The following is a 25,221-nucleotide window of genomic DNA, read 5'->3' as shown; positions in this document are numbered from 1 at the left end:
AATGACACTTAAATTACTGTTCTTATCAAAACTCGACATTCAGGCTATTTAGTTCTTTATCCAATTTTTTTTAATTTTCCGATGCCCTGCAAAAGATTAAAAAATGACTTTTGATAGTCAAAATCAACTAGATCAACTTTCATATCAAGTTCATTTTCTAATTGTAGATGAACACGAAAAAATAATGAAGGATGTAAACCTTTTACTCCTAAATCAATATCTGAATTTTCATTTGCAATGTTGCGAGCTTGTGAACCGAACAAATATATTTCTGTGCAGCCTGCATTTTTGAGAATAGTTGTCGCTATTGTAAGAACTTCAGAATTCATGTATTAATTATATCATTTATTTTTATAAAAAAACAGAAGTTTTTCTTAAAACTCAATATCTGCAATGCTGAATGCGTAACGTTCTACTGATTCAAAAATTAAAATATCAGGTTTGTTTTTTAATATGTACTCTTTCTCGTCTTTTGTAAGGCGAGCCCATTTGTATTCTGCTTCTGAAAACATTGGAGATGTGAATGGCTCTAATGCGCTAAAAAAAGAATCTCTGTATATTAATGCTTTTGGAAGTTTTTCATTTTTTCCTTTTATAATAACGCCATTTCTTCCTTCGTTTTTTAGATATTCATAATATGATGAAAAGTCTTTCTCTTTTGGTTTTATTGAAACTTCATAATCAGAAAATTTTTTATTAGTTGTTAACATATTCGCAATATCGTGCTTTGAGTTTTCATTCAATTGAACTTGAGTTTCATATTCTATATGCGGAAATGTTATTTGCGGAAAATTATTTTCTATGGTTTTATTTAAAATTTCTGAATATAATTTTGCGCCGCTAGAATTCCAGTGAGTGTCAGTTTTGTAATAAAGCGGAAACTCATAGTCTTTTTTTGCCGAAATAATAAGATCTCTTTCCCATATAAAATTTATGTCAAGTTTTTCTGTTTCTTGTGCGCAGTAATCCATAAAAGTTTTTCCTTTTGGACGATTCAAAATATAAAATTCTTCGTAAACAGAATGTTTGTTTGGCGCGACAACAGCTACAAAAATTATTCCGTTTTCTTTGCACCAGTCTGACATGCTTTTTAGGTTTAATGCGAATTTTTTAGCTCTTTCCAGTGAAATATTCCTTTTGCAAAAATCTGAAAGATTTCCATCGGCAGTATAAAAAAGCCAGCCTTGTTTACCGTATATAACGTTTCCGCTTATTTTTTCTTGAGGAAAGTATGAGTATATTTTTAAGAACTCATTTCTAAAACCGAATCTATCTGAAATATAATTATTTGCTTCTTTAAAATTTTTTGGACGGCTTTGAAGATTTCTGTTTTCTTTTTCTGAAACAGTTCCTTTGTAATTGAAGGTAATTATTGGCAAGAATAAAACTGATAAAAAGATAATAATGAATGCTATTTGATTTTTTTTCATTTTTAAAACCTAAAATAAATAAACGGATTATAAGAATTGTTGGCAAGACTTGCTATGCTAAGAAGTAAAAGTAAAATCAAAAATATGTTTTTAATTGTTTCTGGCAGTTTTATTTGCTTCCACCATTTAAAGGAAAAGATAATTGCAATGAATAGAATTGCAAAGAAAAACTTGTCAAGTATTATTGGAAGCAGTATGTTATTAAAAACTGGAGTATAGTCCTTGTAGTATTTTGTATAATTTATTCCAAGAAGTTTTAGAATAAATTTTATAGATTCTTTTGTCCCCATTCTAAAAAATGTCCATAGAAACAAAATTGAAAGGAGCGCGTATATATGTTTTAAGATTTTTATAAAAATATTTTCCTTTATTCTAAGTTTGTTGAAAAAAGTTTCAGCCATCATTAAAGTTCCATGGCCAAGTCCCCATACAATAAAGTTGAAGCTTGCTCCATGCCAAAGACCTGTTAAAAAGAAAACAATGTACTTGTTGAGTATTGTTCTTAATGTTCCGCGTCTGTTTCCTCCAAGCGGAATATATACATAGTCCTTGAACCAGGATGAAAGAGAAATATGCCATCTTCTCCAAAAATCTTTTATTGAATTTGCCATGTATGGGAAATTGAAGTTTTCTAAAAAATCAAAGCCAAACATTTTTCCAAGCCCAATTGCCATGTCTGAATATCCAGAAAAATCGTAATATATTTGCAGTGAGTATGAAACTATAGCAATCCAAGCGGCAGCAGTTCCATATTCATTGAACTGCAAGCGAAAAATATTATCGCATCCTTTTGCAAGGTAGTTTGCAATTAAAACTTTTTTAGCAAGTCCTAATATAAAACGCTGGATTCCGCAGTAAAATTGATTTAAATTAAATTTTCTATTTGAAAGTTAATATCGTGATAGCGAACAATAGGACCTGCAATCATTTGTGGAAAAAACATAATGTACAATGCAAGGTTAAAAATATTTTTTTGCACAAGGCTTGGAGAGTTGTAAACATCAATCATGTAAGAAAGAATTTGAAAAGTAAAAAATGAAATACCTATTGGCATTGCAAGATTTAATGAAGAGCCAAAATGAAAAACTCTAGCTGCAAAATTAAAATATTTGAAAACAAAAAGAATTCCTAAGTTAAAAAAAATTGCTATGGCTAAAAATAGTTTTCTTAATGTATTTGAAAAGCTTATGTTTGAAACTTCTAGTCCAAGTCTATAATTTATTAAAATTGAAAATAAAATTAGAAAAATATATTTTGGTTCTCCCCAAGCATAAAAAAAACAGCTTGCAATGAGCAATACAAAATTTTTTAGTCTTAAATTTGGAACATAGTAATAACTTGCAATTGTCAGCGGCAGGAAAAATAATAAAAAGGGTATAGAAGAAAAAATCATTTTATTTACCTAAAGTAAGTATTATTTAAAATGTATATTATAATAAGTAAGTTTAAGTGTAAATATATATTCCAGATAGTAAGTGTAAAAATAGAAAATACTTACTTAAAATAAAACTATGACAGGATTAACTTTGCAAAAAAGACTTGCTTCTAATCTTAAAGCCCTTAGAAAAGGAAAATTTACACAGGAAACTTTGGCAGAAGCAACAGGTCTTTCTTCGCAAATGATAAACAATATTGAAGGCTGTCGCCGTTGGCCCAGTGAAGAAACACTTGCAAAAATTGCAGATGCACTAGATACAGATGTTCAAAATTTATTTGTTCCTGCCCAGGAAGAATCCAATCAGGCTGCTGATTTATATAAATTGATTTCAGATAAAATTATTGAAGATGTAAAAATTGCTGTAGATAAATCATTGGAAGATTTTCGCAAAAACAATAAAGAATAAAATCCCTTTATTTCACGCCTTGCATTTTCCGCGGAAAAATATTACATTTGCGTTGCGCAGTTTATGATTCCTCATAACTCTCCTGCGCTTTATAAATTAAAATTCTTATGGAGGCTGGCGGTTTTCTTTCCGCTGATATTTTATGAAAAAATTCTTTTCTTTTGTTTCCCGCGAAGTTAGCGACTTTAAAATTCTTTTGAGAAACATTCCTTCACTTACAGTTTCAATTTTTATTTTGTCTGTTGTCTGTGCAAACCTTATGGCAAACAAAGAACTTGTTAGCTTTAAATATGTTGCGCTTGACTGCGGATTTGCATTCAGCTGGATTATGTTTTTGTGCATGGATGTAATCTGCAAAAGGTGGGGAGCAAAGGCAGCGATAAAAATTTCACTTGTTGCTCTTGCCGCGAATCTTTTTATCTGCGTTTCATTTGCGCTGCTTGCAAGAACTCCGGGAAAGTGGGGCGAATATTACGCTTGTGAAAATCTTCTTGTAAATGATGCGCTCAATGCGACTTTTGCAGGTTCTTGGTATGTTGTGTTAGGCTCGTCTACCGCATTCGTTTCATCATCTGTTGTAAATGCTCTGCTCAACTGTGCAATCGGAAGTTTGTTTAAGTCGGACGGATTTTTTTCATTTGCATTTCGTTCTTATATTTCAACTGCAATAGCGCAGCTTGTGGACAATTTTATTTTTGCCACAATTGTTTCAAAAGTTTTCTTTGGCTGGACTTGGATTCAGGTTTTTGTATGCTCGGCGATTGGGGCTGGCTTTGAACTTTTGGGCGAAATTTTTTTTTCCGGTTTGGGATATAAAATTGTCCGCCAGTGGGAAAAAGAAAAAGTCGGGCAAGAATATATTGAATACAAAAAGGCTTGCGCAAAATGAAAGTTTTAATTACAGGAACAAGCAGGGGAATCGGCAGAGCATGCGCTTTAAAATTTCTTTCTGAAAAAAATGAAGTCATAGGACTTGATGTGCGCCCTGATTCTATAAGCGGTGATTCTTCTGTAAAGAATGTGAAATGTTATAAACATTTTGTCTGCGATATTTCACAAGAAAATTCTCTTCCGGAAATAAAAGATGTTGAAATTCTTGTGAACAATGCAGGAATGCAAACTGCCAGCAACTTCAGTCTTGATGACATAAAAGTGAACCTTATTGGAACAATGGCTGTTACAGAAAAATATGCGTTTCAGAAAAAAATAAAATCAGTTTTGTTCAACGCTTCTGCTTCAGCTCTTACAGGAAATGAGTTTGCTTCTTATGCTGCGTCAAAGGCTGGCGTTGTGGGCTACATGAAAAACTGTTCGATTCGGCTTGCCAATAAATATCGGGCGACTTGCAATGCCTTGTGCTTCGGAGGAATTCTTACGGAACTGAACGAGCCTGTTGTTCAGGATAAATCGCTTTGGAAAAAAATCATGGACGTAACTCCGCTAAAACGCTGGGCGACCGCGGAAGAAGCCGCTGACTGGATTTACTTTATGACTGCGGTAAATAAATTCTGCACAGGACAGGCAATCGATGTTTCCGGAGGAGAACGCAATTGCGCCGACTTGTTCGTATGGTAGAAAATTGACATTTCAACAGTTATTACTTTATAATTACATTAGGTTTTACAAGGAGGTTTTTATGGTAGTTTCTGTAGTTCCAATTGGAAATTCTCGTGGAATAAGATTTCCTAAAATGATATTAGATAAATTTTTAGTGAAAGACAAAATGAATATGGAAGTAACAGAAAAAGGCATCCTGCTTACTCCCATAAAAGAAAATCCTCGTGAAGGCTGGACTGAAGCGTTTTGCAAAATGCACCAAAATAAAGAAGATATAATGGAGGACATTCCTTCTTCAGAGGAGTTTGAATGGGAATGGTAATAAATCAATACGATGTTTATCTTGTAAACTTAGATCCAACTATGGGACATGAAATAAAAAAGACGCGTCCTTGCCTTGTAATTTCCCCAGATGAAATAAATAATAATATCAGCACTATAATTATTGCTCCTATGACAACAAAGTCTCATTCATATCCGACAAGAATTCCTGTAAGATTTGAAGGAAAAAATGGCTGGATTGTTTTGGATCAAATAAGAACTGTAGATAATATCCGTCTTGTAAAAAGGCTTGGAAAAATATCAAAAAAAGAAGTTTTAGAAGTAAAAAAAACTTTAAAAGAAATGCTTGTAGATTAAAATTGTTTTAATTTGCGTCCCGCATATTTTTTAGTTGACATTGCTGGTATTTTCAATGCTATATTTAAAAAATGAAATTTTCTTCTAGTTGTTTTATCCACTGTTTTTTATTTGCGATTTTGTTTTTTCCTTGCTTCGGATTTTCATTTTCTGCATTCAAGTCAAAACCGGAAGAACCAGAGTTGCTTTCATTATTTAAAAAGGCTTATCCTGATATTCAGTTTAAAAGCGAATACAATGCGTTTGCCGGAGACTGGAAAATTTCACTTTCGCATGGCGAGAGGACTGCGGAATTTTTATGGGCGGACGGAATGTTTTTGCCAGAGTCCGAATTTGAAAATAAAAATCTATACAATTCTTTTCTATATAAATACGATTTTGTTCTGCGCAATCCTGCGGATTTTACGGACGAGGATATTGAAAGAATAAGGCAGTTTAGTTCTCCAGAAAACAGAACAAGCGGCAAGGGAACGCCTCCATTTTTTTACGACTTTGTATATGACTGCAAGACAAGAGTTTCCCTTGAGCAGCATATAAAAAAAATATCGTTCCTTGGAAAAAAAACAAATGCGCATGAGCGACTTAGAGAGCCTCTTGCAAAAGTCGAAAAAGAAATTCTTGAAGCTTCAAAGTCTGATGCGGAAGTAAAAAATTTTTTAGATACACTTTTAAGCGCGGACAGTTATTCTTGGCGGAATATAAGCGATTCTGGCAATCGTTCTTTTCATAGTCTTGGACTTGCGCTTGACTTGCTTCCAAGAGGCTGGAAGCAGAAAAATGTATACTGGGCATGGAGACGAGATATTGACGGAGACAACTGGATGAAGCTTCCGCTTGAAAGAAGGTGGATGCCTGCGCAAAAAGTAATTGAAATTTTTGAAAACAATGGATTTTTGTGGGGCGGCAAGTGGGCAATCTGGGACAATATGCATTTTGAATATCGCCCAGAAGTTATTCTTTACAGCAGGCTGCAGAATAAGAAAGCTCAGTAACTTACTTTCAAATTTTTAACAGATTATCAATCGATTTTCTTTCAGAAACATCGCAGGGGGCAAGCCCGATGCTGGCAGTAAAATACAAAATTCGGCATTCGGTTTAGTAAGTTTTATTTTCCTAGTTCAAGAATGCTTTCTTTTATTGCATTTGTATCAGTAAGAAGTTTTTCTGTGCGTTCTTTTACTGTTTGAGTAAGTTCGCGCATTGCTCCAACCGCCTGCAAAAGTTGTTTTCCACCTTCGTTCTGTTCTGAAATTGCACGGCGCACAGTCTGTTCCTGCTCAACTACAGTTCCAGAAAGCTGCACAACTTCTGAAAATTCCTTTTGAACATCTCCTGTGTCCTTGAACGTTGCATCAATTAGCTGCTTTACATTTTTTAGCACATCTGAAATCTTGCGTGCTTCCGAGCCAGAATTTTCAGCTAGCTTTCTAATTTCGTCTGCTACAACTGCAAATCCGCGTCCAGAATCTCCTGCGTGAGCGGCTTCGATTGCGGCGTTCATGGCAAGAAGGTTTGTCTGGCTTGCGATTTTTTGAATAACACTGCTCATTTCGCTAAGCCCGTTTGAGTTCTCTTCAATCTTAGAAACAAGCTCTGCTACGTTTTCAATTCCAGCCATTCCTTTTCTTGTTGCTCCGTCAAGAAGACCAACGGATTCTGCATTGTGTTCAAGAATGGAATTTATGGATTTGATGTTTGCAATCATTTCTTCAACAGCAGAAGATGAAGTTGAAACGCTTTCTGTCATATTGCGCGCGGCGTCTGTTAAAGTCTGGACATCTCGTCCGTTTTCTGTAAGTTTTTCAGCTCCAGCTTCAACAACTTTGCGCACAGACTGCTTTACTTCTTCCTGATGCTGGGTGTTCATAATGTCTTTTAGAATGTTTGTGTAATGAGTGCAGTTTTCCGGGCGGTTCAGTCCATTGTAAATTGCAACTGCCATCTGCTCGCAGTCTTCATATCCGCAGGCACCGCAGTTTAAAATATCCGCCTTTGTTTTTTTCTGCATATCTTTATATATTTTCTGAATTTCTTCCTGTGAAGGCTCTTTGATTTTCTGGCGGAAATACGCGCTTCTGTCAACGTAAGTTCTGTCGTAAAGTCCTGGTCGCCAAAACTCATCGATTGCCTTGTTAAGTTTTTTTAGAGCTGATTTCTTGGAGTGCCCTTTTTTCTCCCAGTATGAGCGGCGCTCTTGCATTCTGTTTTCTACAAATGCTTCCATTTCATCAAGGTGCATTCCCTTGTTTGTAGTTCCGGCTCCTTCGTTGCATCCGTTTTCGCAGTTAAGACAGTCAACTAAAGTGAAGCACGGTTTTTTGTTTTTATTCGTTTCTGAAAACTTTGCAAGGTAATGAAAAACTTTTGGGTTGCCTTCGATTTTGCGTGTCTTTTCTGAAATGCCTGGAACAAAGCGTTCTGCTGTTCTCATAAGTCCGCCCGGAGTTGAATAAAGAACTCCACGTTCTGCTGCAGGATTTTCGTATTCTACTTTTGGAAATGAGTCGAGCTTAAGATTTTTTTCTTCCATATATTTTTGGATTGAGCGCATCGTTACATTGTAGTCGCAGATTCCAGTTTCATCGAATTCACGTCGCTTTGCATAGCATGGCGAAATTGCCGCAATTTTATATCCGCTGTATTTTGTATAAAATTCTTTTATCATTTTTGCGCAGTGAAGCATCGGACTGTCGGCTGGCGCAAGATATTTTATAAGTTCTGGACGGTAGGTTTCAATGAACGAAACAAGGGCAGGGCAAGGCTGCGAAATTATACAGTCTGGATTTTTATTTTTAATATATTCAACATAGGATTTTGTTGTAAGCTCCGCGCCAAAACTTACATCAAAAACAGCTTCCACACCAATCGACTTTAAAAATCCGTTCAGTTCAAGGTCTTTTCCGCGGAAACTAACTATTGCAGCCGGTGCTACGATTGCTACAATTTTTTCACCTTTTTTAAGAGAGTCAAAGAAAAGTTCTGCGTCATCAATTCCTTTTCTTGCTTCGTGAGTGCAGGCTTCAATGCAAGAGCCGCATCCTATGCAAAGATTTTCGTCAAAAGCAACGTGGTCTCCAGCTCCGTTGTTGCACATTTTTACAGGGCACACTGCAATGCACCTTTGGCAGTTTACGCATTTTTCTTTGTCTACAGAAATTACTGAGCGGTATTTTCCAGTTTGTGTGTTTAGATTTTTTGTCATGTTGAACTCGGTTAAAAGTGATTTATGGAATTTTATTTTGGCTAGTATCTAACGAAACCGGTTTTTCGTCAAGTATTAATAGAAGTGATTGGTTCAGACTTCATGTAATTTTTTAGCATAAGAGGCAGGCACAATTTTGTTAGAATCAATAACAAAAAATTAGCCTTTATGTTGCTTGAAACAAATTTTTGATTTAATAAAATATATTCCATGTTGAATGAAAATAAATTAGCGGCTGTAAATGACTTTACATCCGGCCCGATTCTTTCAAAGATGCTGCGTTTTATGATTCCGATTTTGGGCGCGCTGATTCTTCAAGCCGCTTATGGCGCGGTGGATATTATGGTCGTGGGAAGATTCGGAACTACGGAAGGAATTTCTGGTGTTTCCACTGGCTCAAATATAATGAACCTTTTTACATTTGTTCTTGCAGGTTTTGCAACTTCTGTTACAGTTCTTATAGCAAAGTATCTGGGAGAGAAAAAGCCTGAAAAAATCAGCCGTGTTATTGGAGGCTCTGTAGTTTTCTTTTTATGCGCAGGAATTCTTTTTACAGTTTGCCTTGTTGTTTTTGCAAGACCAATCGCGCTTCTTATGCAGGCTCCTTCCGAAGCGATTAACCATACAGTTCAGTATATAAGAATTTGCGGAGCTGGATTTGTTTTTATTCTTGCGTACAATTTAATCAGCGCAGTTTTCCGCGGACTGGGAGACTCAAAAAGTCCTCTGCTTTTTGTTGGAATTGCTTGCGCCGTGAACATTGCAGGCGATCTTGTTTTGATTGCAGGATTTAAAATGAATGTTGCCGGAGCTGCAATTGCGACTGTTGCGGCCCAGGCAGTTTCCGTCGTCCTTTCTATAATTATAATCAAAAGAAAAAAACTCGTGCATATAAATGGAAAAGACTTTTGTTTTAATGAGGAACTGCGCGGAATAATAAAAATTGGAATTCCTATAGGATTTCAGGAGCTTTTGACTCAAATATCTTTTATGTGCCTTGTTGCGTTTATAAATCGGCTTGGGCTTGAAGCTTCTTCTGGCTACGGAGTTGCAAATAAAATTGTTGCGTTTGTAATGCTTGTTCCAAGTTCTCTCATGCAGTCAATGTCCAGCTTTGTCTCACAGAACGTTGGCGCAAAAAACGAAAAACGTGCGACAAAATCCATGCTTACAGGAATGGCGATTGGCGCGTTCATAGGAATTTTTGTTTTCACTTTGATTTTCTTTAAAGGCGACTTTGTGTCTTCTGTTTTTACCGACAACGCAAATGTAATCCGCCGCTCATTTGAATACTTGCGAGGGTTTGCAATTGAAGCTGTTGTAACTTCTGTGCTGTTCAGTTTTATCGGCTACTTTAACGGACACGGCGCAACAATGCTTGTTATGATTCAGGGGCTTGCGCAGTCGTTTCTTGTGCGGCTTCCGATGTCGTACATAATGTCTGTGCAGCCTGATGCAAGCCTTGCAATGATTGGTCTTGCCGCTCCTACAGCAACAGTTTTTGGAATCGCCTTGAACCTTGTGTTCTTTATTTTTTACCAGAAAAAACTTAAAATAAGGGGTAATGAAAACTAAGAAAGCTGAACTTTTTTCCATTGCGTTTTTCTTGCTTTTATTTCTGAACGGAATCTGCCTTTATGCGCAAGATGAAGTGCGCCATAATCCGTGGTCGCTTATAATCTACCGCCCGGAAAACAGCTGGCAGATAAATGAAACTCGCTGCTACCTAAAGCTCGAAGACGCGGAAACTGGCGAAGACGTAACTTACACAAAAGCCAAAGCGAACTATTCCTGGATCAGCGAGCCCAAAAAAGGAATTCCTTATGAGCGTTATTATTATCTTTGCGGCGGAATGGCAATGCATCTTCTGTTAAAGAAGGGAAGATATAAAATCAGTTTTTGCACGCCCAAAGAAAAAATTTTTGCGCAAGGACTTTCCCAGAAACTTTTTGAAAAAGACTGGAACTCAAACATTTTTTTGTATGACACAGAAAATCCTGCAAAAGTAATCTTTGTAAGTCCCACCGCCAATGAAAACGGCTTTTATAACGGTAGTTGGAACATTGATCACAAAGCCCCAGAGTTCTTTAAGTTTACAAAACCGGAAAGAGATTAAGGTAAAATTTGAAATTAGTTTTTATATCTTCTTGACAGATATATCTGAATAATAGATAATGTGTGTATGATAAAATCATTTGCAGATTCTGAAACTGAAAAAATCTGGAATGGAAAGAAATCAAAAAAGTTTCCGTCTGAAATTCATAAAAGAGTTTTTGCAAAGCTATTGATAATCAATTCAGCGGAAAATGAAGATGACTTAAGAATTCCTCCAGGAAATAAATTTGAGCATCTGCAAGGAAACTTAAAAGATTATTGTTCCATAAGAGTAAATAGTCAATGGAGAATAATGTTCAAGTTTCAAAACAATGAAGCTTATGAACTTCAAATTGTGGATTACCACTAAACGGAGGTTTTCTATGTCTGAAAGATTTGAATTGCCAACCGCAGGAGAAATTCTTACAGAGGAATTTCTTGAGCCATTAAATATCACGCCTTATAGACTTTCAAAAGATTTAGGTGTTTCGTCTAGCACAGTTTTAGATTTAGTTCACGGAAAACGAAAGATAACTGTAGAAATGTCTTTGCGCCTTGCAAAATATTTTGGAACAACCTCAAAATTTTGGCTTAATTTGCAGAATGAGCTGGATCTGCGAGAGGCTGAAATCAGACTGGAAAAAGATTTGAAAAAAATCTCAGCTTGCAAGCAGATTGCATAGCGTTTCACACTTTTATTTCTATCCTTGCACCGAATGGCAGGAATGCAAGTTTTAAGAGCTTAAAGCACTGAAGTCCAAGCGGAATTCCGATGATTGTGCAGCACAAAACAATTCCTGCCGCCAAATATCCAAGCGCAAGCTCAAGGCCGCCAAAGACAACCCAAAGAATGTTCAGCATAAGCGAGCTTGTTTTTGTTCCAAGCAAAATATTTTTTCCGAATGGACAGAATGAAACGCAAGACAATTTAAAGCACTGAATTCCCACTGGAATGCCAACAATTGTAATGCACCAAAGCAAGCCAATTGCTAGCCATGCAAGTCCGGAAATAAATCCGCAAAGTATGAACCAGATAATATTTCCAAAGAATCTAAAAAGTCCCATAAAAAACTCCTTTCTACGCGCTGATGATTTTTCCGTCGGAAATCTTTATCACATGGTCCGCCATGTTTACGATTTTTGCATCGTGCGTTGAAAAAATAAATGTTGTCTCAAGCTCTTTATTCAGCTTTTTCATAAGCTCAAGAATCTGATCTCCATTTTTTGAATCCAAGTTTGCAGTCGGCTCATCGGCAAGAATTACAGGAGCTTTTGTTGACAGTGCGCGCGCAATTGCCACCCTTTGCCTTTGTCCGCCAGAAAGCTCAGAAGGCTTGTGGTTTTTCCATGCGGAAAGTCCGACTGTTTCAATCAGAAAGTCAACCCATTCGTCAAGCTCCTTTTTGCCCATGGTTTCGGTTGCGAACGAAGGCCCGAGCGTAAGCGGAAGCTCCACATTTTCCCTTACATTTAAAACTGGAATCAAATTGAATGTCTGAAAAATAAATCCGAGATTTTTTCTTCTAAGAACTGTGAGCTTTTTGTCTAATGCGGCGGAAAGTTTTGTGTCTACTGAAAGCTTTGTTTGCGCGTAGATGTCGTTTCCGTTTAAAAGCAAAGTGCCGGAAGTAGGTAGGTCAACAAGCCCGATTATGTTCAGAAGTGTGGACTTTCCCGAGCCGGATGAACCGGAAATTGCCGCAAATTCACCTTTTTTTATTGAAAACGAAGCCTTGTCCACAGCTTTTACAATAACTTTGTCCATCTTGTAGTTTTTGGAAATATCTTTAAGCTCAATCAGATTCATTGCAATAGTATAGCAGACTTAATCATAAAGTTCCACAGGAATTTTTCAGTGCTTCTGTGCCTTCCAGCAGTACTTACATCCTCTTCTCGTATGCCTTGCGCTTTCCATCTGCACTGCTTGTATTGCTTTGAAATTAAGTTTATTTTTATGTGATATTAAGTTAATGTAAATTGAATTTTAAGTTGATTTTTATTTGAAATTAACTTGATTTCATTTTAATCTTAACTTAATTTTGTTTTGATTTTAACTTAAAATTTATTTGTTTTTAACTTAATTTCACTTTAAAATTAAGTTAATTTTGATTTTATATTAATTTTGTTTTACTTGTATTTAAATTTAATTTTTCAGTTAAATCAATTTGATTTTATAAAGCATAAAGTACTTTATGTATATGCTGAAAGCCTCTAACGGCTCTGTTTTTATGCTTGCTGAATGCTTGCGCGCTCAGTTCGTTATTGAGTAAAAGTCTTTCAGTCGGTATAATCTGCGTATCTAGTTTGAATATTTTTATTCTATATTAATAGAGGTTATATTTATTATGGAAAACAAGGAAGTTCGGGTTCGTTATGCGCCTTCTCCTACGGGGCTGCAGCATATCGGCGGTGTGCGTACTGCGCTTTTTAATTATCTTTTTGCAAGGTCTAAGGGCGGAAAATTCATTCTTCGCTTGGAAGATACTGACCGCACAAGATACGATGAAAAATACGTAAAGAATCTTTACGACACAATGGCTTGGCTTGGAATCGATTGGGATGAAGGCGGAGACAAGGGCGGCGAGTACGGACCTTATGTTCAGAGCGAGCGGTTCGAACTTTACAAAAAGTATGCCCAGGAGCTTATTGAAAAAGGCGAGGCTTACTATTGCTTCTGCGATTCAGAGCGTCTTGAAAGAATCCGTAAGATTCAGACAGAAAACAAAATGCCACCGGGATACGACAGAAACTGCCGCCATCTTACAGAAGAAGAAGTGAAGGCAAATCTTGCCGCCGGAAAACCTTACGTTATAAGGCTTAAAGTTCCGCTTGAAGGCGAGACAAAGTTCACGGATCATCTTCTTGGCGACATTGTATGGAAGAACGAGGACATTTCCCCTGATCCGGTTCTCTTGAAGTCAGACGGATTTCCGACATATCATCTTGCAAATATTGTTGACGACCATTTGATGAAGATTAGCCACGTTATGCGTGCCCAGGAATGGATTCCTTCAACTCCACTCCACGTTCAGATGTACAGAGCGTTCGGCTGGGAGCATCCTGAATTCTGTCATTTGCCTATGGTTAACGGTGCTGACGGAAAAAAACTCTCAAAACGACATGGCTCAACTTCGCTTAACGAGTTCCGTGCGCGCGGCTATCTTCCGCAGGCAATTGTAAACTATGTGGCTCTTTTGGGCTGCTCTTATGAAGACGGACGCGACATCTATAGCCTTGAAGAGCTTGCTGCAAACTTTAAGCTTGAGCATTTGAACAAGGCGCCTGCTGTTTTTGACTACAAGAAGCTTGAGTGGTACAACGGTCAGTATATCCGTGCTTTGTCTGACGAGGAGCTTTACAAGTGGACATTGCCGTTTATAACAGGAACTGGAGATGCTTCCCTTGAAATCAATCCTGAAAATCCGCAGCCTAAGCCCAAAGTAGGCCCTGAATATTCTGGTGTTGCGCTTGGAAGCGACGGCGAACCTGTTTGCCTGGACTCTTCAATGAACATGGCGAGCGCAGATGTAAAGAAAAAGCTTTTGGAGCTTATGCCGCTTATAAAGGAGCGTCTGCACTTCCTTACAGATGCCGCTGAAATGGTTCGCTTTATGTTTACAGAGCCAGCTGTTCCTGCAAAGTCTGAAATTATTCCAAAGAAGCTTGACGAGGCAAAGACAAAGGAAGTTCTTGAAAAGGCAAAGTCTTTTGTTTCTGAAATCTTTGGAATGAGCCACGATGATGCGGAATCTCTTGCAAAAAAATATGCCGAGGAGCTTGGAATAAAACTTGGCGACTTTATGATGCCTGTTCGCATGGCAGTTACAGGAAGCCGCATTTCTCCGCCGTTAATTGGCTCAATCTGGATTCTTGGAAAAGAAAAAGCATGTGAGCGCGTTGAAAAAACACTTGCAGTTTTCTAGGTTTTAATTTGAATGTAGAATAGCCCGGACGAAAAATCCGGGTTGTTTTTTTATTGCTTAGCAATAGAAAGTTATTTCTCCAAAATACTCTTTCCATTTTGAAACGATTTCAAATGCACGTGCCTCTATTGTTTTTCGGATAACATTCAACTTATGTTTTGGAATGTTTGATTTATTATGAGCGATTAAAGTCTTTAACTCTTTTGTTATCCAGATTTTTGTCGCATTTTCAGAAGGCACACCTTCACAAACATGAACATAAATTGGTTCAAGAGGATTTGATTCTGAAAACCAAATGAAAACAATATATCCGCCTATTTTAAAAATTTGCGGCATTATCAAAGCCTCCTGAATGAGCTAATTCAATAATAATATGGGCGGTGCTTTCTAAAAATTCCTGGAAATACTCCAATTGCTTGTCAGAAAATCCTTCTTTTTTAGTCCATGTATAAGAAGGTAGCCAGCATTCTGCTGAGTTGAAGCCTTTTTCAACAGGCTGTTCAAAATAGACTTTTACCTGTTCTTTGCCATCTTTTTGTATCGTTTCTGAATGGGCAATTCCAGTTCCATCATTCAATGTCATAAAATTATACATCATTCTTTATATCTCCTCAATCTAAATATACCATTGATTTTATTTATTTTCTATAATTTTATTTTTTTGTGAGCCTGCTGGTTTTATTGACATTGTGCGGAAAAAGTTTATAATTATGCAAAACTTTGTAAAAGGAGTGTATAAAAATGCAATTTATTGATGGCGGAGTTACAGCTCCTAAAGGCTTTACGGCAAATGGAATCCTTTGCAAGATAAAGGAAAGCAGCACAAAAAACGACCTTGCGCTTGTTTTTAGCGAAAAGCTTTGCAATGCGGCTGGCGTGTTTACACAGAATAAAGTCAAAGCTGAAAGTGTAAAGCTTACAAAAGAAAATATTTCTAACGGAAAAGCTCAGGCTGTTATTGCCAACTCTGGAAACGCAAATGCCTGTACTGGAGAGCAGGGCGCGAAAGTCGCACGAAAAATGGCGAGCCTTGCAGCTGATGTTCTTGGAATAAATCCTAATGATGTTATTGTCTATTCCACAGGCGTAATCGGCAAGCAGCTTCCTGTTGAAAAAATTGAAAAGAATATTCAGGCTTTAAAAGACGGACTTTCCAAGGAAGGACACAAAGAAGCCCGCACTGCTATAATGACAACAGACACTCATTACAAGGAATGCGCTGTAGAAACTGTAATCGGCGGAAAAACTGTAAGAATAGGGGCAATGGCAAAAGGCTCTGGAATGATTCATATCAACATGGGAACAATGCTTAGCGTTATGACAACTGACTGCGCTATTTCTTCCAAGATGCTTGAAAAAGCTTTGCGCAAATCTGTTGCAGGAACTTACAACTGTGTTTCAGTTGACGGCGATACTTCCACAAATGACAGTCTTACTATTCTTGCAAACGGAATGGCAGCAAATGATGAAATTACGTGCGAAGGCGAAGACTTTGATCTTTTTTACGAAGCCTTGAATTCTATAAACACCCAGATGGCAAAAAAAATTGCAGGAGACGGAGAAGGCGCAACTAAGCTGATTGAATGCAATGTTTCCGGGGCAAAGGACGTTGAAACTGCGCGTGGTCTTGCAAAAGCCGTTATAAGCTCAAGCCTTGCAAAAGCTGCTATTTTCGGAAGCGATGCGAACTTTGGGCGTTTCTTGTGCGCAATGGGATATTCTGGATTTGACTTTTCACCTGAAAAAACTTCCATAACATTTGAAAGCGCAGAAAATTCCATGCGGACTGGTGCAACTGATTTTATCGGCGAGCAAAAAGGAAAGAGCACTTCGCTTAAAGTTTTTGAAAACGGAGTTCCTCTTGACTTTGACGAGGCTGTGGCAAAAAAAGTTCTTAAGGAAGCAGAAATTAAAATCAACATTGAATGCCAGGACGGAACTGCCTGTGGAACTGCCTGGGGCTGTGATTTGACTTATGAATATGTTAAAATAAATGGCGATTATAGAACCTAAAGCACGGAGCAAAAAATTGAATACAAATGAACCTGATATAGAAGAAATTGATCCTCGGCTTGACAATGCTCATTGGTCTGATGTGCTTGTTCAGGCTCTTCCTTATTTTAAGCATTGGGTCGGAAAAGTTGTTGTCGTAAAATACGGCGGAAACGCTATGCTTAATGCGGATTTAAAGAAGCACGTAATGGAAGATATTGTTCTATTAAATACAATAGGAATCCATGTTGTGCTTGTTCACGGCGGCGGACCTGAGATTAACAATATGCTTGGAAGAGTCGGTAAGGAAAGCAAATTTATAAACGGACTTCGCTACACTGATGCGGAAACAATGGAGATTGTCCAGATGGTTTTGACTGGAAAACTGAACAAGGACATTGTTGCTCTTCTTCTTGAAAACGGCGGAAAGGCTGTTGGCTTGAGCGGAGTTGATTCAGGACTTTTGAAGGCTGTGAAAATCCAAAAAGACGGACAGGACTTGGGCTTTGTCGGGGAAGTTACAGAAGTGAACCCGGAAATTCTTGAGTCCCTTTTGGAGCAGAATTTTATCCCTGTAGTTTCAACCGTTGCCTTGGGCTGCGATGGAGACAATGTCCGTTACAACATAAATGCCGACACTGCCGCTGCGAAAATTGCTGTGGCTCTTCATGCTGAAAAATTTGTTCAGCTTACAAACGTGCCTGGCGTTTTAAAAGACGTGAACGATCCGAAGTCTTTGATTCAGCGGATTCATATTGGAGACGTTGAAAAATATATAGAGGAAGGAATAATTGCAGGCGGAATGATTCCGAAGATTGAGTGCTGCATGCTTGCCCGCAACGGAGGTGTTCCGCGCACTCATATTATTGACGGCCGCGTTCCTCATTCGCTTTTGATAGAAATGTTCAGCGACCGCGGAATTGGAACTATGATTTACTAGAGGTTAACATGGGAAGCAAAAAGGTTTTAAATAACTACGGATCTTTTGATGTTGTTTTTAAAAGCGGCAAAGGTTCTGTTCTTACAGATATAAATGGAAAAAAATATATTGATTTTCTTGCGGGAATTGCAGTGAACAGCTTGGGGCATAATTTTAAGCCGCTTGTAAAAGCTGTGTCTAGCCAGGCAAAAAAACAGATTCATGTCTGCAATTATTTTCTTAGCGACATTGGCGTAAAGTATGCGGATGAACTTTTAGACGCTACAGGTTTTGAAGGCGTGTTCTTTGGAAACAGCGGAGCGGAAGCAAATGAGGCTGCCATAAAACTTGCCCGCAAATTCGGACAGCTGAACGGCGGCTCAAAAAGAAAAACCATTGTAACGCTGGAGCATTCTTTTCATGGACGCACGATGGCAACTCTTACTGCGACTGGCCAGGATATTTTTCACCCTGAAACTTTTGCACCTTATGTTGAAGGATTCAAAACTATAAAGCCAAACGATTATGATTCTTTAAAAGATGCTTTTGATGATACGACTGCCGCGCTGATGATGGAATGTGTTCAGGGCGAAGGCGGTGTTTTTCCTCTTGATAAAGAATGGGCAAAGGCGGCTGCAGAAGCTGCAAGAAAAGCTGGCGCAATTGTAATCTGTGATGAAGTTCAGACTGGAATGGGGCGCACTGGAACTCTTCTTGCAAGCGAACAGCTTGAAATAAATCCGGAAGTTGTAACGCTTGCAAAAGCTGTTGCCGGCGGAATTCCTATGGGCGCTTGCCTTTACCGCGGAAAAGGCAATGTTTTTGCGGCTGGGGATCATCAGTCAACTTTCGGCGGAAATCCTCTTGCGTGCAGTGCGGCCAGCGTTGTTTTGCATGAGCTTTTAAAGGACGGATTTTTGGCTTCTGTTTCTGAAAAAGGCGAATATATTCAAAGCACTGTAAAAAGCTGGAATTTGCCTTGTGTAGAAGATGTGCGCGGAAGAGGTCTTATGATTGGAATTCAAGTTTCAAAAAATCCTGTTGAAGTTGAAAAACTCTGCCTCGAAAAAGGTGTGCTTTTTTCTACAGCAGGAAAAAATGTTTTGCGCTTAGTTCCGCCTTTAAATATCGGCTACAAGGAAATTGACAAAGGTCTTTCTATTATAAAGGAAGTTCTTGAAAAATAAAAAATTGCATTATCTTTGCTCCCTTGCATTATTGGGAGCATTTTTTTTTAGATATTCTTATAAAAATAAAATCTTTACATTTCCTGTTTCTTTTCATAGAATAGAATCAGATTATGGAAAATAAAAATTTATCAGCAAAAAGCAATTTTGAAGTTCTTGCGTCAAATCTTTCAAAAGAGGAACGCTCTGATATTTTGAGCCAGATTCAGCAGGATAAACTTGATGTTTCTTTTCCTTCTGAAAAATCTGACATTCAGCTTGAGCAGGAAAAGCGTAGAGAAGACAAACTGACTCTTTCGGAAAAACTTAGGCAAGAGCCGCTTTTATTCAGATTCATTATATGGCTGAAATCTTTGTTTTTGAATTCCAGCATTGAAACTGTTTACAATAATTCTGTTGTTGCTTCTCTTTCAAAAAGTTTGGAACATGATTTTCCTGATGTAATTGACTGCAAAAATAAACTTCTTCTTTCTGGATTTTATTCTGAGCTTTTGGATTTAAAGCGCGTGCGGGATTTTTTTAAGCCTTCGTTTGATTCAATTGAACAGGATACAGGACTGTTTTATTTTTTGCTTGGTTTTACTGTAATGCCTGAAATTGTTCAAGAGATAAAATCTTCGTGCGATGTTTACAGTTATTCTTTTGAAAAGCCTTTGCCTGCGGACATAAGAAATATTCTTTTTACAAAGCTTGACGGAATCATTTCTGGAATTTCTTCTGAAAAGAAAGTTAAAATGTCAGCTTGTTCCCGTGAATTTGAACGGCTTAGAATGTTTGTGAAAATTCCGCTTGGCACTGCAATGTCAAAATTCTCTTCTGGAACTTCCGGACGCACTTGTTCTTTTTCGCAGATAAAAGATGATTTTGACAGCCTTGCAAGAATTCTTTTGGGGCGGCTTGAATGCTCAGATACAACTCTTTCTGTTCTTTTTATGTCTGGAATTCCGCAGAAGGATTTGTGGAGCTACTCGGCTTCTTCATATGAGGAGATTTCAGAAAAAGTAAATTCATCGTCCGCAGAAATTTCTTTGTTAAATACGTTTGCAGAAAAAATTCCGCTTAAGAAGTTTGGAAAAGTGATTTTTGAAAATTCCCTTTATTCTCCGTTGCCGTTAAGCTACAGCGACTTGTGGTTTCAGAAATTCAAAGAGCAATGGAAAGTTGTTTTGGACAAACGGCTTAAAATGTGGAACAAGGATTTTAAAAAATCGGAAATAAAGAAAAAACTCAAAACTTATTTTTCACTTGAAGATTTTCCAAAGTATCCTTCACGTCCGTGGAAAAAAATTGGCGGCGACTACAATGAAAAATATGAATGCTCGATTGGCTTTTTGAATTATTATTTAAAGAATGAGTTCCCAAAGTACAAGCAGCTTTTAAGCACAATTACTTTGGAAGGAAAGTTTTCAATAAAGGAAAATATGTATGAGTTTTCTGATATGATTTCTAAATTGAATTCTATTATCAGCAAAAATGATTTTCTTGTTGAGCGGCTTTCATCTTCTGGAGAGTACGGTTCTGAAATTGCGCATTATGCTTCTTCTGAAAAAGAACCGGATAAGGAAAAACTTCGCAGCATTCTTTTTGAAATTGAAGGAAATGCCTTGGATTTGGCGGATTCGTTTGCAAAGTTTTTAACGGGCTTTGAAAATCTTTTGTTTGCGATGCTTGGCGAAAAGTCAACTGTTTATTACGGACCGCTTGCAAATTTAAATAAGATAATGGGCGCGGACAATAAAGAGTTTAAAGAGAATCTTGCAAAATTTGCGTATAGCATAAAATTTGCATCCGAAGTCTTGCAGGCAATTATAGAAATGGAAAATATTTCAGTATGAGCTTTTTGAAAGGAAATTTTTTTTACAACGGAAAACCTTTGCCTTCTGCTCCATTGTGGGGAATGTCGGTTTTGTCGTCTGGAAATATGCGGTTCAGATGGAATGAAAATAATTCAGTGCGTGATAATTTTTTTTCTTCTATTTGCGCTGAAAAAAGAAAAGTTGCGCAGCCGGAGCTCATTCATTCAAAAACTGTGTATGAAGTTTCTAGCGCGGATGAAATTTTTTTTAAGAAGGGAGATGGAATTCTTACTTCAAATAAATTTATTGTTCCTGCGGTAACTGTTGCGGACTGCATGCCGATTTTTGTTTATGATAAAAACTCAAATGTATTTGGTGTTCTGCATTCTGGTTGGAAGGGAACTGGAATTGCAGCGGAAGCTTTTTATATGCTGAATAAAAAATATGATTCTAGTCCTTGTGACTTGTGCTTTGTTTTGGGACCGCATATAAATTCGTGCTGTTATTCCATTGATAAAGACCGCGCTGAATATTTTGCAGAAAATTTTGGAAGCGACTGTGTTTCTTTTATTGATGGGAATAAATATTCATTGAGCCTTGCAAAAGCTAATCTTTTTCTTTTGAAGAAAATAGGCATTCCTGATGGAAATGTTTTTATAAACAAGGAATGTACTTGCTGTTTTAAGGAAAACGGAGCGTTTAAGTACGGCTCTTTTAGACGGCAGACAGCATTGCTTCCGCAGAATTTGCCATTGGAAGAAAAACAAAAACACTTTACTGTTCAAGCGGCTTTTGTTTTTTATTCATTTTGATATTGCATATTTATTCATAAAAATGTATATTCTATGCATACAGTAATTTTATTTAGGATTTATTCAAACTGAAAATAAGATTACTGAAAAATTCTTTATAAGAGGCGTTGTTATGGCAGTTAAAGAAAAAGTTTCTGAAGCAGCAAAGGCTGTAAAATCCACTGCGAAAAAAGCTGTAAAGGCAACAGCAAAAGTTGCGAAATCTGCGGCATCAAAAAAGGATAAGGTTGTCTTGGCTTATTCAGGTGGTCTTGATACAACTGTTATCATTCCATGGCTCAAAGAAAACTATGACTATGATGTTATTGCGGTTTGCATTGATGTTGGACAGGGAGATGACTGGAAGGCAATCAAGTCCCGCGCTTTGAAAACTGGAGCTTCTGCTTGCTATGTTGTAGACGCACGTCAGGAATATATTGAAGAATATGTTTGGCCGGCTTTGAAGGCAAATGCAATTTATGAAGATGAGTATCTTCTTGGAACTTCTACTGCGCGTCCTCTTATTGGAAAAATTCTTGTTGAATATGCTCGCCAGGAAAAGGCTGTTGCAATTTGTCATGGAGCAACTGGAAAGGGAAATGACCAGGTTCGCTTTGAGCTTGCAATCAAGGCTTTTGCTCCAGACTTGAAAGTTATTGCCGCATGGCGTGACCCAAAATGGAATATGGACAGCCGTGAAGCTGAAATCAAATATCTTGAAGACCGTAAGCTTGAAGTTCCGATGAAAAAGGATCAGTCTTACAGCCGCGATGAAAATATCTGGCACTTGAGCCATGAAGGTCTTGAGCTTGAAAAAACAGAAAATGAGCCTAACTACAAGCATATGCTTAAGAATACAGTTGTGCCTGAAGAAGCTCCTGCTGCTGGCGAATATGTTAAGATTGATTTTGAAAAAGGAATTCCTGTTGCAGTTAATGGCAAAAAAATGGATGCCCTTAAGCTTCTTCTTGAACTTAACAAAATCGGCGGAAGAAACGGAATTGGTCTTGTTGATATTTGCGAAAACCGCTGTGTAGGAATGAAGAGCCGTGGCGTTTACGAAACTCCAGGCGGAGCAATTCTTTATTTTGCGCACAGAATGCTGGAGCACCTTTGCTTGGATCGCGACACATACCATTACAAGCAGCAGCTTTCTATAAAAGTTGCAGAACTTATCTATGACGGAAAATGGTTTACAACTTTGTTTGACGCTTGCATGGCGTTTGTTGATAAAACAGAAGAAACTGTTACTGGCTGGGTAAAACTCAAGCTGTGCAAGGGCGCAATCCGCGGAGCAGGCTCTTATTCAAAATACAGTCTGTACAATGAAAGCATTGCTTCGTTCAAGACTGGTGAGTTGTATGACCACAAAGATGCACAGGGCTTTATTACATTGTTTGGCTTGCCTTTGAAAGTTCGCGCTATGATGGAGCAGCAAGTTGGAGAAGGTCAGGCAGTCCTTAAAAGTAAAAAGCTTAAGAAACGCCCGACTGAGTAAGCTGATTTTGAAAGGTACAATGCAATCATAAATAAAATGTTTTGCATTGTATTTATGATTCAGCTTAAATCTGCTTTAGCGAGCCTCCGTCTTGGAATTTTACAGGAATTTCTTCCTGTGTGATTTCAACGGAGGTTTTGTTTATGTCAAAAATTCCCCTGGAACACAAAAAATGCTCCGGGACTGGAATATGCCTTCCGCTTTTATTGCGCTGAATGTTCCTGCGACTCAAGGTATTTGAAAATCTGGTCGATTTCGATTGAGAAGGAGATTATGTCGTTGAAGAGAATCAGGTTCTGAGATGCGTTGTCCGCGAATTCCTTGAGCTGCTCGATGTTGCGTTTTTTTACGGTCTGTAGTACGGAGTCGATGCTCTTGCGGTTTTGCTCAATAAGCTCAAGCATGTTCTGTGCGCACTGGGAATTCATGTCGGTGTCCGTGCTCATCTGAGAGACGATTTCCTTTGACTTGCCCGTTGAGTCCACAAGCGAGGACAGAAGAAGTGAATTCTGCCTGCTCTGTTCCGAAAGCTGCTCAAGCTTGTCCTGAAGCGCGCCGACCATTTTCGTGATTTCATCCGAAGCCTTTTTCGTGTTCTCGGAAAGCTTCTTGACCTCATTTGCAATGATTCTGAATCCAACTCCGGCACTTCCGGCATGAGCCGCCTCAATCGACGCGTTGAACGAGAGTAGGTTTGTCCGCTCTGAAATCTCTGAGATGTCGTCCATGTGCTTCATGATTTTTTTGATCTGCTCGCCGAAGTTGTCGATGCTTGACTTGAGGCTGTTGTTGTTTCTGGAAACCTTGTCTACATCCTGACTGAAATTCTCGAACGCCTTGAAAATCTGTCCGTTGCCTTCCGCATTCCGCTTGAAGTTCTCAATCAGCTCGCCTGCATTCTCGGAAAGCTTCTCTCCCGAATCAGAAAGCTCCCTGAGCGCGGTGTTCTCCTCGTTGTCCGCCCCGGAGTCGTTTGTCATCCTGTCTATGTAGTCCTGCGCCCCGGAATTTCCAGCCGCGTTTTTCGCGCAGCAGTCCATTAGTATTTTCGCAAGTTCCTTTCCGCCGTTTATCGCTGTCATTCTGTCCATGTTATTCTCCGATTATGATGCTGACCAAAGTCTGGTTTGAATTTATCCGTCCGATCTGCTCTCCGTAGCTTGAGAATCCCGCGAAATCAAGTCCGTGCGAGCCGTAAAGCTTGCATATCTGGTCGCAGATTCCCTGCTGCTGGAAGATTATCGTGCGCAGGATGCAGTTTACAAGGATTATGCATCCCGGATGCGGAATTTCCCTGAGCGCGGAATTCAGCGACTCCTCGATTTTTTCTTTTATCGGAACAAGCTCCATCAGCTCGACTGTTGAATTCGCAAGGACGCGCGAGTACATATTTATCGTTCCGTCCGGATTGAAGCCCGCGATTGACGAGATGAAAGTGTGTCCGCCGAAAACCCTTCCGAACGGATTTGTGAGCGCCGCCGAGTCTGCCTTGGACTCAGGAATTCCCAAAAGCTCCGCGTAACGCCTGCGCGGATTCATTCCGTCAAGCGAGATTATTTTTCTGATGTATGTGTCCGCCTGGGTGATTTTTGTGCGCTTTCCTGACGGCGTGAAAATATTTTCCTTCTGGATGAAAAACGGAAGCGGAGTCTTCACAAAAAGAATGGCGGCTCCGTCAGAAACGACTTTTCCGTTGCAGCTTACGAATGTCCGCTTGAATTTAAGGTCGTCTCCGGCTGAACCGCCTGCTATCATGAAGTCGTCGTTTTTTATGACCGCATAGAAAAATGAGAGGAGGGCTTCCTCCGCGTTGCAAAGTCCGTTCACGAAAGTTATGGCGAACGCGTTCCTGTGCGATGTGGGATCTGCGCATCTTATTCCGATTTTTGCCGCCGCATCCTCAAGCTCCTTTTTATGCACAATCGGAAACTTGTCAACTCCGTCGAACACAACGCCTGAAAATTTTGTTCTGTCGCAAGAAAGCGCAGTCAGAACTATTGAATGGCTCGTGAATCCCTGCTTTGAGATTTCACCCGAAGTCGTTGTTCCTACAACCTGCGCTCCGCTGAATTTCTCATGCAGCAAAGTTGAAAGAATTTCAAAGTCGTAGTCCGACGATGGAAGAAAAGCACCGCGTTGTAACTTTCCGGCGGATTATTCAACTTTCTGACCAACTCCTGCACGGCACTTTCCGCGTCTGCCTGCCCGCTGAAAACAATTTCCTGTTTCATTATGCGCTCCAACTCTTTGTATTTTTTTTATTATAACATATTTTTTTTTCTGCTGTAAATGTGCTTCCATTTATTGCAATTGATTTTAGTTCTTTGTTGTTGTAAAATTATTGTCATT

28 protein-coding genes and 2 pseudogenes are annotated in these 25,221 nt (G+C 38.5%); 17 read left to right on the top strand and 13 right to left on the bottom strand.

What is annotated here, in order from left to right; translation table 11 throughout:
• Nucleotides 1-56 precede the first annotated feature (56 nt).
• The 4 genes and pseudogenes from B3209_RS11635 to B3209_RS11620 form a co-directional block, all read right to left on the bottom strand.
• Entirely contained in the window at nt 57-329 is a 273-nt protein-coding gene (locus B3209_RS11635) for a nucleotidyltransferase family protein (protein ID WP_295796501.1), read from the bottom strand.
• Between the two features lie 45 nt (nt 330-374).
• Nucleotides 375-1,379: an alginate O-acetyltransferase AlgX-related protein gene (locus B3209_RS11630; protein WP_296690761.1), complete on the bottom strand. Its 1,005-nt coding sequence runs from the start codon at nt 1,377-1,379 to the stop codon at nt 375-377.
• A gap of 53 nt (nt 1,380-1,432) precedes the next feature.
• Nucleotides 1,433-2,284 (bottom strand): annotated as a pseudogene (locus tag B3209_RS11625) (MBOAT family O-acyltransferase); the annotation flags it as partial.
• An 11-nt stretch (nt 2,285-2,295) separates the two neighbouring features.
• Nucleotides 2,296-2,823 (bottom strand): hypothetical protein, encoded by a 528-nt coding sequence (locus B3209_RS11620; RefSeq protein WP_296690759.1) that lies wholly within the window; start codon nt 2,821-2,823, stop codon nt 2,296-2,298.
• 118 nt (nt 2,824-2,941) lie between these two features.
• On the opposite strand from B3209_RS11620, the gene B3209_RS11615 reads away from it, so the two are divergent.
• The 6 genes from B3209_RS11615 to B3209_RS11590 all read left to right on the top strand — a co-directional run bounded on the left by B3209_RS11615 (nt 2,942) and on the right by B3209_RS11590 (nt 6,462).
• On the top strand, nt 2,942-3,274 hold the full coding sequence (locus B3209_RS11615; protein WP_296690756.1) for a helix-turn-helix domain-containing protein: 333 nt from the start codon (nt 2,942-2,944) through the stop codon (nt 3,272-3,274).
• Nucleotides 3,275-3,416: 142 nt separating this feature from the next.
• Entirely contained in the window at nt 3,417-4,163 is a 747-nt protein-coding gene (locus B3209_RS11610; RefSeq protein WP_296664164.1) for a VUT family protein, read from the top strand.
• Nucleotides 4,160-4,849, top strand: coding sequence for an SDR family NAD(P)-dependent oxidoreductase (locus tag B3209_RS11605; protein ID WP_296690753.1), 690 nt, complete (start codon nt 4,160-4,162; stop codon nt 4,847-4,849). Before B3209_RS11610 ends, B3209_RS11605 begins: the two co-directional genes overlap by 4 nt.
• A 61-nt stretch (nt 4,850-4,910) precedes the next feature.
• Nucleotides 4,911-5,153, top strand: coding sequence for an AbrB/MazE/SpoVT family DNA-binding domain-containing protein (locus B3209_RS11600; RefSeq protein ID WP_296664162.1), 243 nt, complete (start codon nt 4,911-4,913; stop codon nt 5,151-5,153).
• On the top strand, nt 5,141-5,470 hold the full coding sequence (locus B3209_RS11595) for a type II toxin-antitoxin system PemK/MazF family toxin (RefSeq protein ID WP_296664161.1): 330 nt from the start codon (nt 5,141-5,143) through the stop codon (nt 5,468-5,470). Before B3209_RS11600 ends, B3209_RS11595 begins: the two co-directional genes overlap by 13 nt.
• A 71-nt stretch (nt 5,471-5,541) precedes the next feature.
• The gene (locus B3209_RS11590; RefSeq protein ID WP_296690751.1) at nt 5,542-6,462 is read left to right on the top strand and encodes a M15 family metallopeptidase; all 921 of its coding nucleotides are present in this window, start codon (nt 5,542-5,544) and stop codon (nt 6,460-6,462) included.
• Between the two features lie 113 nt (nt 6,463-6,575).
• On the opposite strand, the gene B3209_RS11585 is transcribed toward B3209_RS11590, so the two are convergent.
• Nucleotides 6,576-8,672, bottom strand: coding sequence for a [Fe-Fe] hydrogenase large subunit C-terminal domain-containing protein (locus B3209_RS11585; RefSeq protein ID WP_296690749.1), 2,097 nt, complete (start codon nt 8,670-8,672; stop codon nt 6,576-6,578).
• Nucleotides 8,673-8,882: 210 nt separating this feature from the next.
• Between B3209_RS11585 and B3209_RS11580 the strand changes: the two genes are divergently transcribed.
• From B3209_RS11580 to B3209_RS11565, 4 genes are all read left to right on the top strand, one after another.
• Nucleotides 8,883-10,247, top strand: a complete 1,365-nt coding sequence (locus B3209_RS11580) for an MATE family efflux transporter (protein WP_296690745.1) — start codon at nt 8,883-8,885, stop codon at nt 10,245-10,247.
• On the top strand, nt 10,237-10,788 hold the full coding sequence (locus B3209_RS11575) for a hypothetical protein (protein ID WP_296690744.1): 552 nt from the start codon (nt 10,237-10,239) through the stop codon (nt 10,786-10,788). Before B3209_RS11580 ends, B3209_RS11575 begins: the two co-directional genes overlap by 11 nt.
• 66 nt (nt 10,789-10,854) lie before the next feature.
• Nucleotides 10,855-11,136, top strand: coding sequence for a type II toxin-antitoxin system RelE/ParE family toxin (locus B3209_RS11570; RefSeq protein ID WP_295796523.1), 282 nt, complete (start codon nt 10,855-10,857; stop codon nt 11,134-11,136).
• Between the two features lie 13 nt (nt 11,137-11,149).
• Nucleotides 11,150-11,449, top strand: coding sequence for a HigA family addiction module antitoxin (locus B3209_RS11565; protein WP_296664156.1), 300 nt, complete (start codon nt 11,150-11,152; stop codon nt 11,447-11,449).
• A gap of 4 nt (nt 11,450-11,453) precedes the next feature.
• Here the strand turns inward: B3209_RS11565 and B3209_RS11560 are convergent, their stop codons facing one another.
• Complete coding sequence (locus B3209_RS11560; RefSeq protein ID WP_296664155.1) at nt 11,454-11,831, bottom strand: YccF domain-containing protein; 378 nt, start codon at nt 11,829-11,831, stop codon at nt 11,454-11,456.
• A gap of 13 nt (nt 11,832-11,844) precedes the next feature.
• Entirely contained in the window at nt 11,845-12,573 is a 729-nt protein-coding gene (locus B3209_RS11555) for an ABC transporter ATP-binding protein (RefSeq protein ID WP_296664154.1), read from the bottom strand.
• A gap of 538 nt (nt 12,574-13,111) precedes the next feature.
• Here B3209_RS11555 and gltX point away from each other — a divergent pair.
• Nucleotides 13,112-14,689, top strand: coding sequence for a glutamate--tRNA ligase (gene gltX, locus B3209_RS11550; protein ID WP_296664153.1), 1,578 nt, complete (start codon nt 13,112-13,114; stop codon nt 14,687-14,689).
• A 57-nt stretch (nt 14,690-14,746) separates the two neighbouring features.
• Here gltX and B3209_RS11545 read toward each other — a convergent pair whose 3' ends face one another.
• Together B3209_RS11545 and B3209_RS11540 are read right to left on the bottom strand one after the other, a co-directional pair.
• Nucleotides 14,747-15,025, bottom strand: coding sequence for a DUF4160 domain-containing protein (locus tag B3209_RS11545; protein WP_296690741.1), 279 nt, complete (start codon nt 15,023-15,025; stop codon nt 14,747-14,749).
• Nucleotides 15,009-15,272 carry a hypothetical protein gene (locus tag B3209_RS11540; RefSeq protein WP_296690738.1) on the bottom strand — a complete coding sequence of 88 codons (264 nt, stop codon included), beginning with the start codon at nt 15,270-15,272 and terminating at the stop codon, nt 15,009-15,011. The genes B3209_RS11545 and B3209_RS11540 overlap by 17 nt, the downstream gene beginning before the upstream one ends.
• A 158-nt stretch (nt 15,273-15,430) precedes the next feature.
• Here B3209_RS11540 and argJ point away from each other — a divergent pair, with 158 nt between their 5' ends.
• From argJ to B3209_RS11510, 6 genes are all read left to right on the top strand, one after another.
• Nucleotides 15,431-16,702, top strand: coding sequence for a bifunctional glutamate N-acetyltransferase/amino-acid acetyltransferase ArgJ (argJ, locus tag B3209_RS11535; RefSeq protein ID WP_296690735.1), 1,272 nt, complete (start codon nt 15,431-15,433; stop codon nt 16,700-16,702).
• 16 nt (nt 16,703-16,718) lie between these two features.
• Nucleotides 16,719-17,621, top strand: a complete 903-nt coding sequence (gene argB / locus B3209_RS11530; RefSeq protein ID WP_296030171.1) for an acetylglutamate kinase — start codon at nt 16,719-16,721, stop codon at nt 17,619-17,621.
• A gap of 8 nt (nt 17,622-17,629) precedes the next feature.
• Nucleotides 17,630-18,787, top strand: a complete 1,158-nt coding sequence (locus tag B3209_RS11525) for an acetylornithine/succinylornithine family transaminase (protein WP_296664150.1) — start codon at nt 17,630-17,632, stop codon at nt 18,785-18,787.
• A 113-nt stretch (nt 18,788-18,900) separates the two neighbouring features.
• Nucleotides 18,901-20,622 carry a DUF5312 family protein gene (locus B3209_RS11520; protein ID WP_296690732.1) on the top strand — a complete coding sequence of 574 codons (1,722 nt, stop codon included), beginning with the start codon at nt 18,901-18,903 and terminating at the stop codon, nt 20,620-20,622.
• Nucleotides 20,619-21,395, top strand: a complete 777-nt coding sequence (locus B3209_RS11515; protein WP_296690727.1) for a polyphenol oxidase family protein — start codon at nt 20,619-20,621, stop codon at nt 21,393-21,395. The genes B3209_RS11520 and B3209_RS11515 overlap by 4 nt, the downstream gene beginning before the upstream one ends.
• A 112-nt stretch (nt 21,396-21,507) precedes the next feature.
• Nucleotides 21,508-22,872 carry an argininosuccinate synthase gene (locus tag B3209_RS11510; RefSeq protein ID WP_295796545.1) on the top strand — a complete coding sequence of 455 codons (1,365 nt, stop codon included), beginning with the start codon at nt 21,508-21,510 and terminating at the stop codon, nt 22,870-22,872.
• Between the two features lie 203 nt (nt 22,873-23,075).
• Here B3209_RS11510 and B3209_RS11505 read toward each other — a convergent pair whose 3' ends face one another.
• The 4 genes and pseudogenes from B3209_RS11505 to B3209_RS11490 form a co-directional block, all read right to left on the bottom strand.
• Entirely contained in the window at nt 23,076-23,963 is an 888-nt protein-coding gene (locus B3209_RS11505) for a methyl-accepting chemotaxis protein (RefSeq protein WP_296664147.1), read from the bottom strand.
• A 1-nt stretch (nt 23,964) separates the two neighbouring features.
• Complete coding sequence (locus B3209_RS11500) at nt 23,965-24,411, bottom strand: FIST C-terminal domain-containing protein (RefSeq protein WP_296664168.1); 447 nt, start codon at nt 24,409-24,411, stop codon at nt 23,965-23,967.
• A gap of 9 nt (nt 24,412-24,420) precedes the next feature.
• Nucleotides 24,421-24,978, bottom strand: a pseudogene (locus B3209_RS11495) (FIST N-terminal domain-containing protein); the annotation flags it as partial.
• Nucleotides 24,979-25,026: 48 nt separating this feature from the next.
• Nucleotides 25,027-25,173 carry a hypothetical protein gene (locus B3209_RS11490; RefSeq protein ID WP_296690722.1) on the bottom strand — a complete coding sequence of 49 codons (147 nt, stop codon included), beginning with the start codon at nt 25,171-25,173 and terminating at the stop codon, nt 25,027-25,029.
• Nucleotides 25,174-25,221 lie beyond the last annotated feature (48 nt).

This window comes from Treponema sp. UBA6852 (genome assembly GCA_002449305.1).
Classification (GTDB): Bacteria; Spirochaetota; Spirochaetia; order Treponematales; family Treponemataceae; genus Treponema_D.
The sequence above is the reverse complement of the archived record's forward strand: the minus strand, read 5'-3'. Positions and strand labels throughout refer to the sequence as shown.

Excerpts from the sequence above, each read along its gene's own strand:
- B3209_RS11490 (WP_296690722.1), bottom strand. The coding sequence starts at position 25,173 with ATGGAAGCACATTTACAGCAGAAAAAAAAATATGTTATAATAAAAAAA.
- B3209_RS11525 (WP_296664150.1), top strand. The coding sequence starts at position 17,630 with ATGGGAAGCAAAAAGGTTTTAAATAACTACGGATCTTTTGATGTTGTT.
- B3209_RS11620 (WP_296690759.1), bottom strand. The coding sequence starts at position 2,823 with ATGATTTTTTCTTCTATACCCTTTTTATTATTTTTCCTGCCGCTGACA.
- B3209_RS11580 (WP_296690745.1), top strand. The coding sequence starts at position 8,883 with ATGTTGAATGAAAATAAATTAGCGGCTGTAAATGACTTTACATCCGGC.
- B3209_RS11560 (WP_296664155.1), bottom strand. The coding sequence starts at position 11,831 with ATGGGACTTTTTAGATTCTTTGGAAATATTATCTGGTTCATACTTTGC.
- B3209_RS11585 (WP_296690749.1), bottom strand. The coding sequence starts at position 8,672 with ATGACAAAAAATCTAAACACACAAACTGGAAAATACCGCTCAGTAATT.
- B3209_RS11510 (WP_295796545.1), top strand. The coding sequence starts at position 21,508 with ATGGCAGTTAAAGAAAAAGTTTCTGAAGCAGCAAAGGCTGTAAAATCC.
- B3209_RS11590 (WP_296690751.1), top strand. The coding sequence starts at position 5,542 with ATGAAATTTTCTTCTAGTTGTTTTATCCACTGTTTTTTATTTGCGATT.
- B3209_RS11605 (WP_296690753.1), top strand. The coding sequence starts at position 4,160 with ATGAAAGTTTTAATTACAGGAACAAGCAGGGGAATCGGCAGAGCATGC.
- B3209_RS11595 (WP_296664161.1), top strand. The coding sequence starts at position 5,141 with ATGGGAATGGTAATAAATCAATACGATGTTTATCTTGTAAACTTAGAT.
- B3209_RS11540 (WP_296690738.1), bottom strand. The coding sequence starts at position 15,272 with ATGACATTGAATGATGGAACTGGAATTGCCCATTCAGAAACGATACAA.
- B3209_RS11515 (WP_296690727.1), top strand. The coding sequence starts at position 20,619 with ATGAGCTTTTTGAAAGGAAATTTTTTTTACAACGGAAAACCTTTGCCT.
- B3209_RS11520 (WP_296690732.1), top strand. The coding sequence starts at position 18,901 with ATGGAAAATAAAAATTTATCAGCAAAAAGCAATTTTGAAGTTCTTGCG.
- B3209_RS11600 (WP_296664162.1), top strand. The coding sequence starts at position 4,911 with ATGGTAGTTTCTGTAGTTCCAATTGGAAATTCTCGTGGAATAAGATTT.
- B3209_RS11635 (WP_295796501.1), bottom strand. The coding sequence starts at position 329 with ATGAATTCTGAAGTTCTTACAATAGCGACAACTATTCTCAAAAATGCA.
- B3209_RS11565 (WP_296664156.1), top strand. The coding sequence starts at position 11,150 with ATGTCTGAAAGATTTGAATTGCCAACCGCAGGAGAAATTCTTACAGAG.
- argJ (WP_296690735.1), top strand. The coding sequence starts at position 15,431 with ATGCAATTTATTGATGGCGGAGTTACAGCTCCTAAAGGCTTTACGGCA.
- B3209_RS11545 (WP_296690741.1), bottom strand. The coding sequence starts at position 15,025 with ATGCCGCAAATTTTTAAAATAGGCGGATATATTGTTTTCATTTGGTTT.
- B3209_RS11575 (WP_296690744.1), top strand. The coding sequence starts at position 10,237 with ATGAAAACTAAGAAAGCTGAACTTTTTTCCATTGCGTTTTTCTTGCTT.
- gltX (WP_296664153.1), top strand. The coding sequence starts at position 13,112 with ATGGAAAACAAGGAAGTTCGGGTTCGTTATGCGCCTTCTCCTACGGGG.
- B3209_RS11610 (WP_296664164.1), top strand. The coding sequence starts at position 3,417 with ATGAAAAAATTCTTTTCTTTTGTTTCCCGCGAAGTTAGCGACTTTAAA.
- B3209_RS11505 (WP_296664147.1), bottom strand. The coding sequence starts at position 23,963 with ATGGACAGAATGACAGCGATAAACGGCGGAAAGGAACTTGCGAAAATA.
- B3209_RS11615 (WP_296690756.1), top strand. The coding sequence starts at position 2,942 with ATGACAGGATTAACTTTGCAAAAAAGACTTGCTTCTAATCTTAAAGCC.
- B3209_RS11500 (WP_296664168.1), bottom strand. The coding sequence starts at position 24,411 with ATGAATCCGCGCAGGCGTTACGCGGAGCTTTTGGGAATTCCTGAGTCC.
- B3209_RS11555 (WP_296664154.1), bottom strand. The coding sequence starts at position 12,573 with ATGAATCTGATTGAGCTTAAAGATATTTCCAAAAACTACAAGATGGAC.
- B3209_RS11570 (WP_295796523.1), top strand. The coding sequence starts at position 10,855 with ATGATAAAATCATTTGCAGATTCTGAAACTGAAAAAATCTGGAATGGA.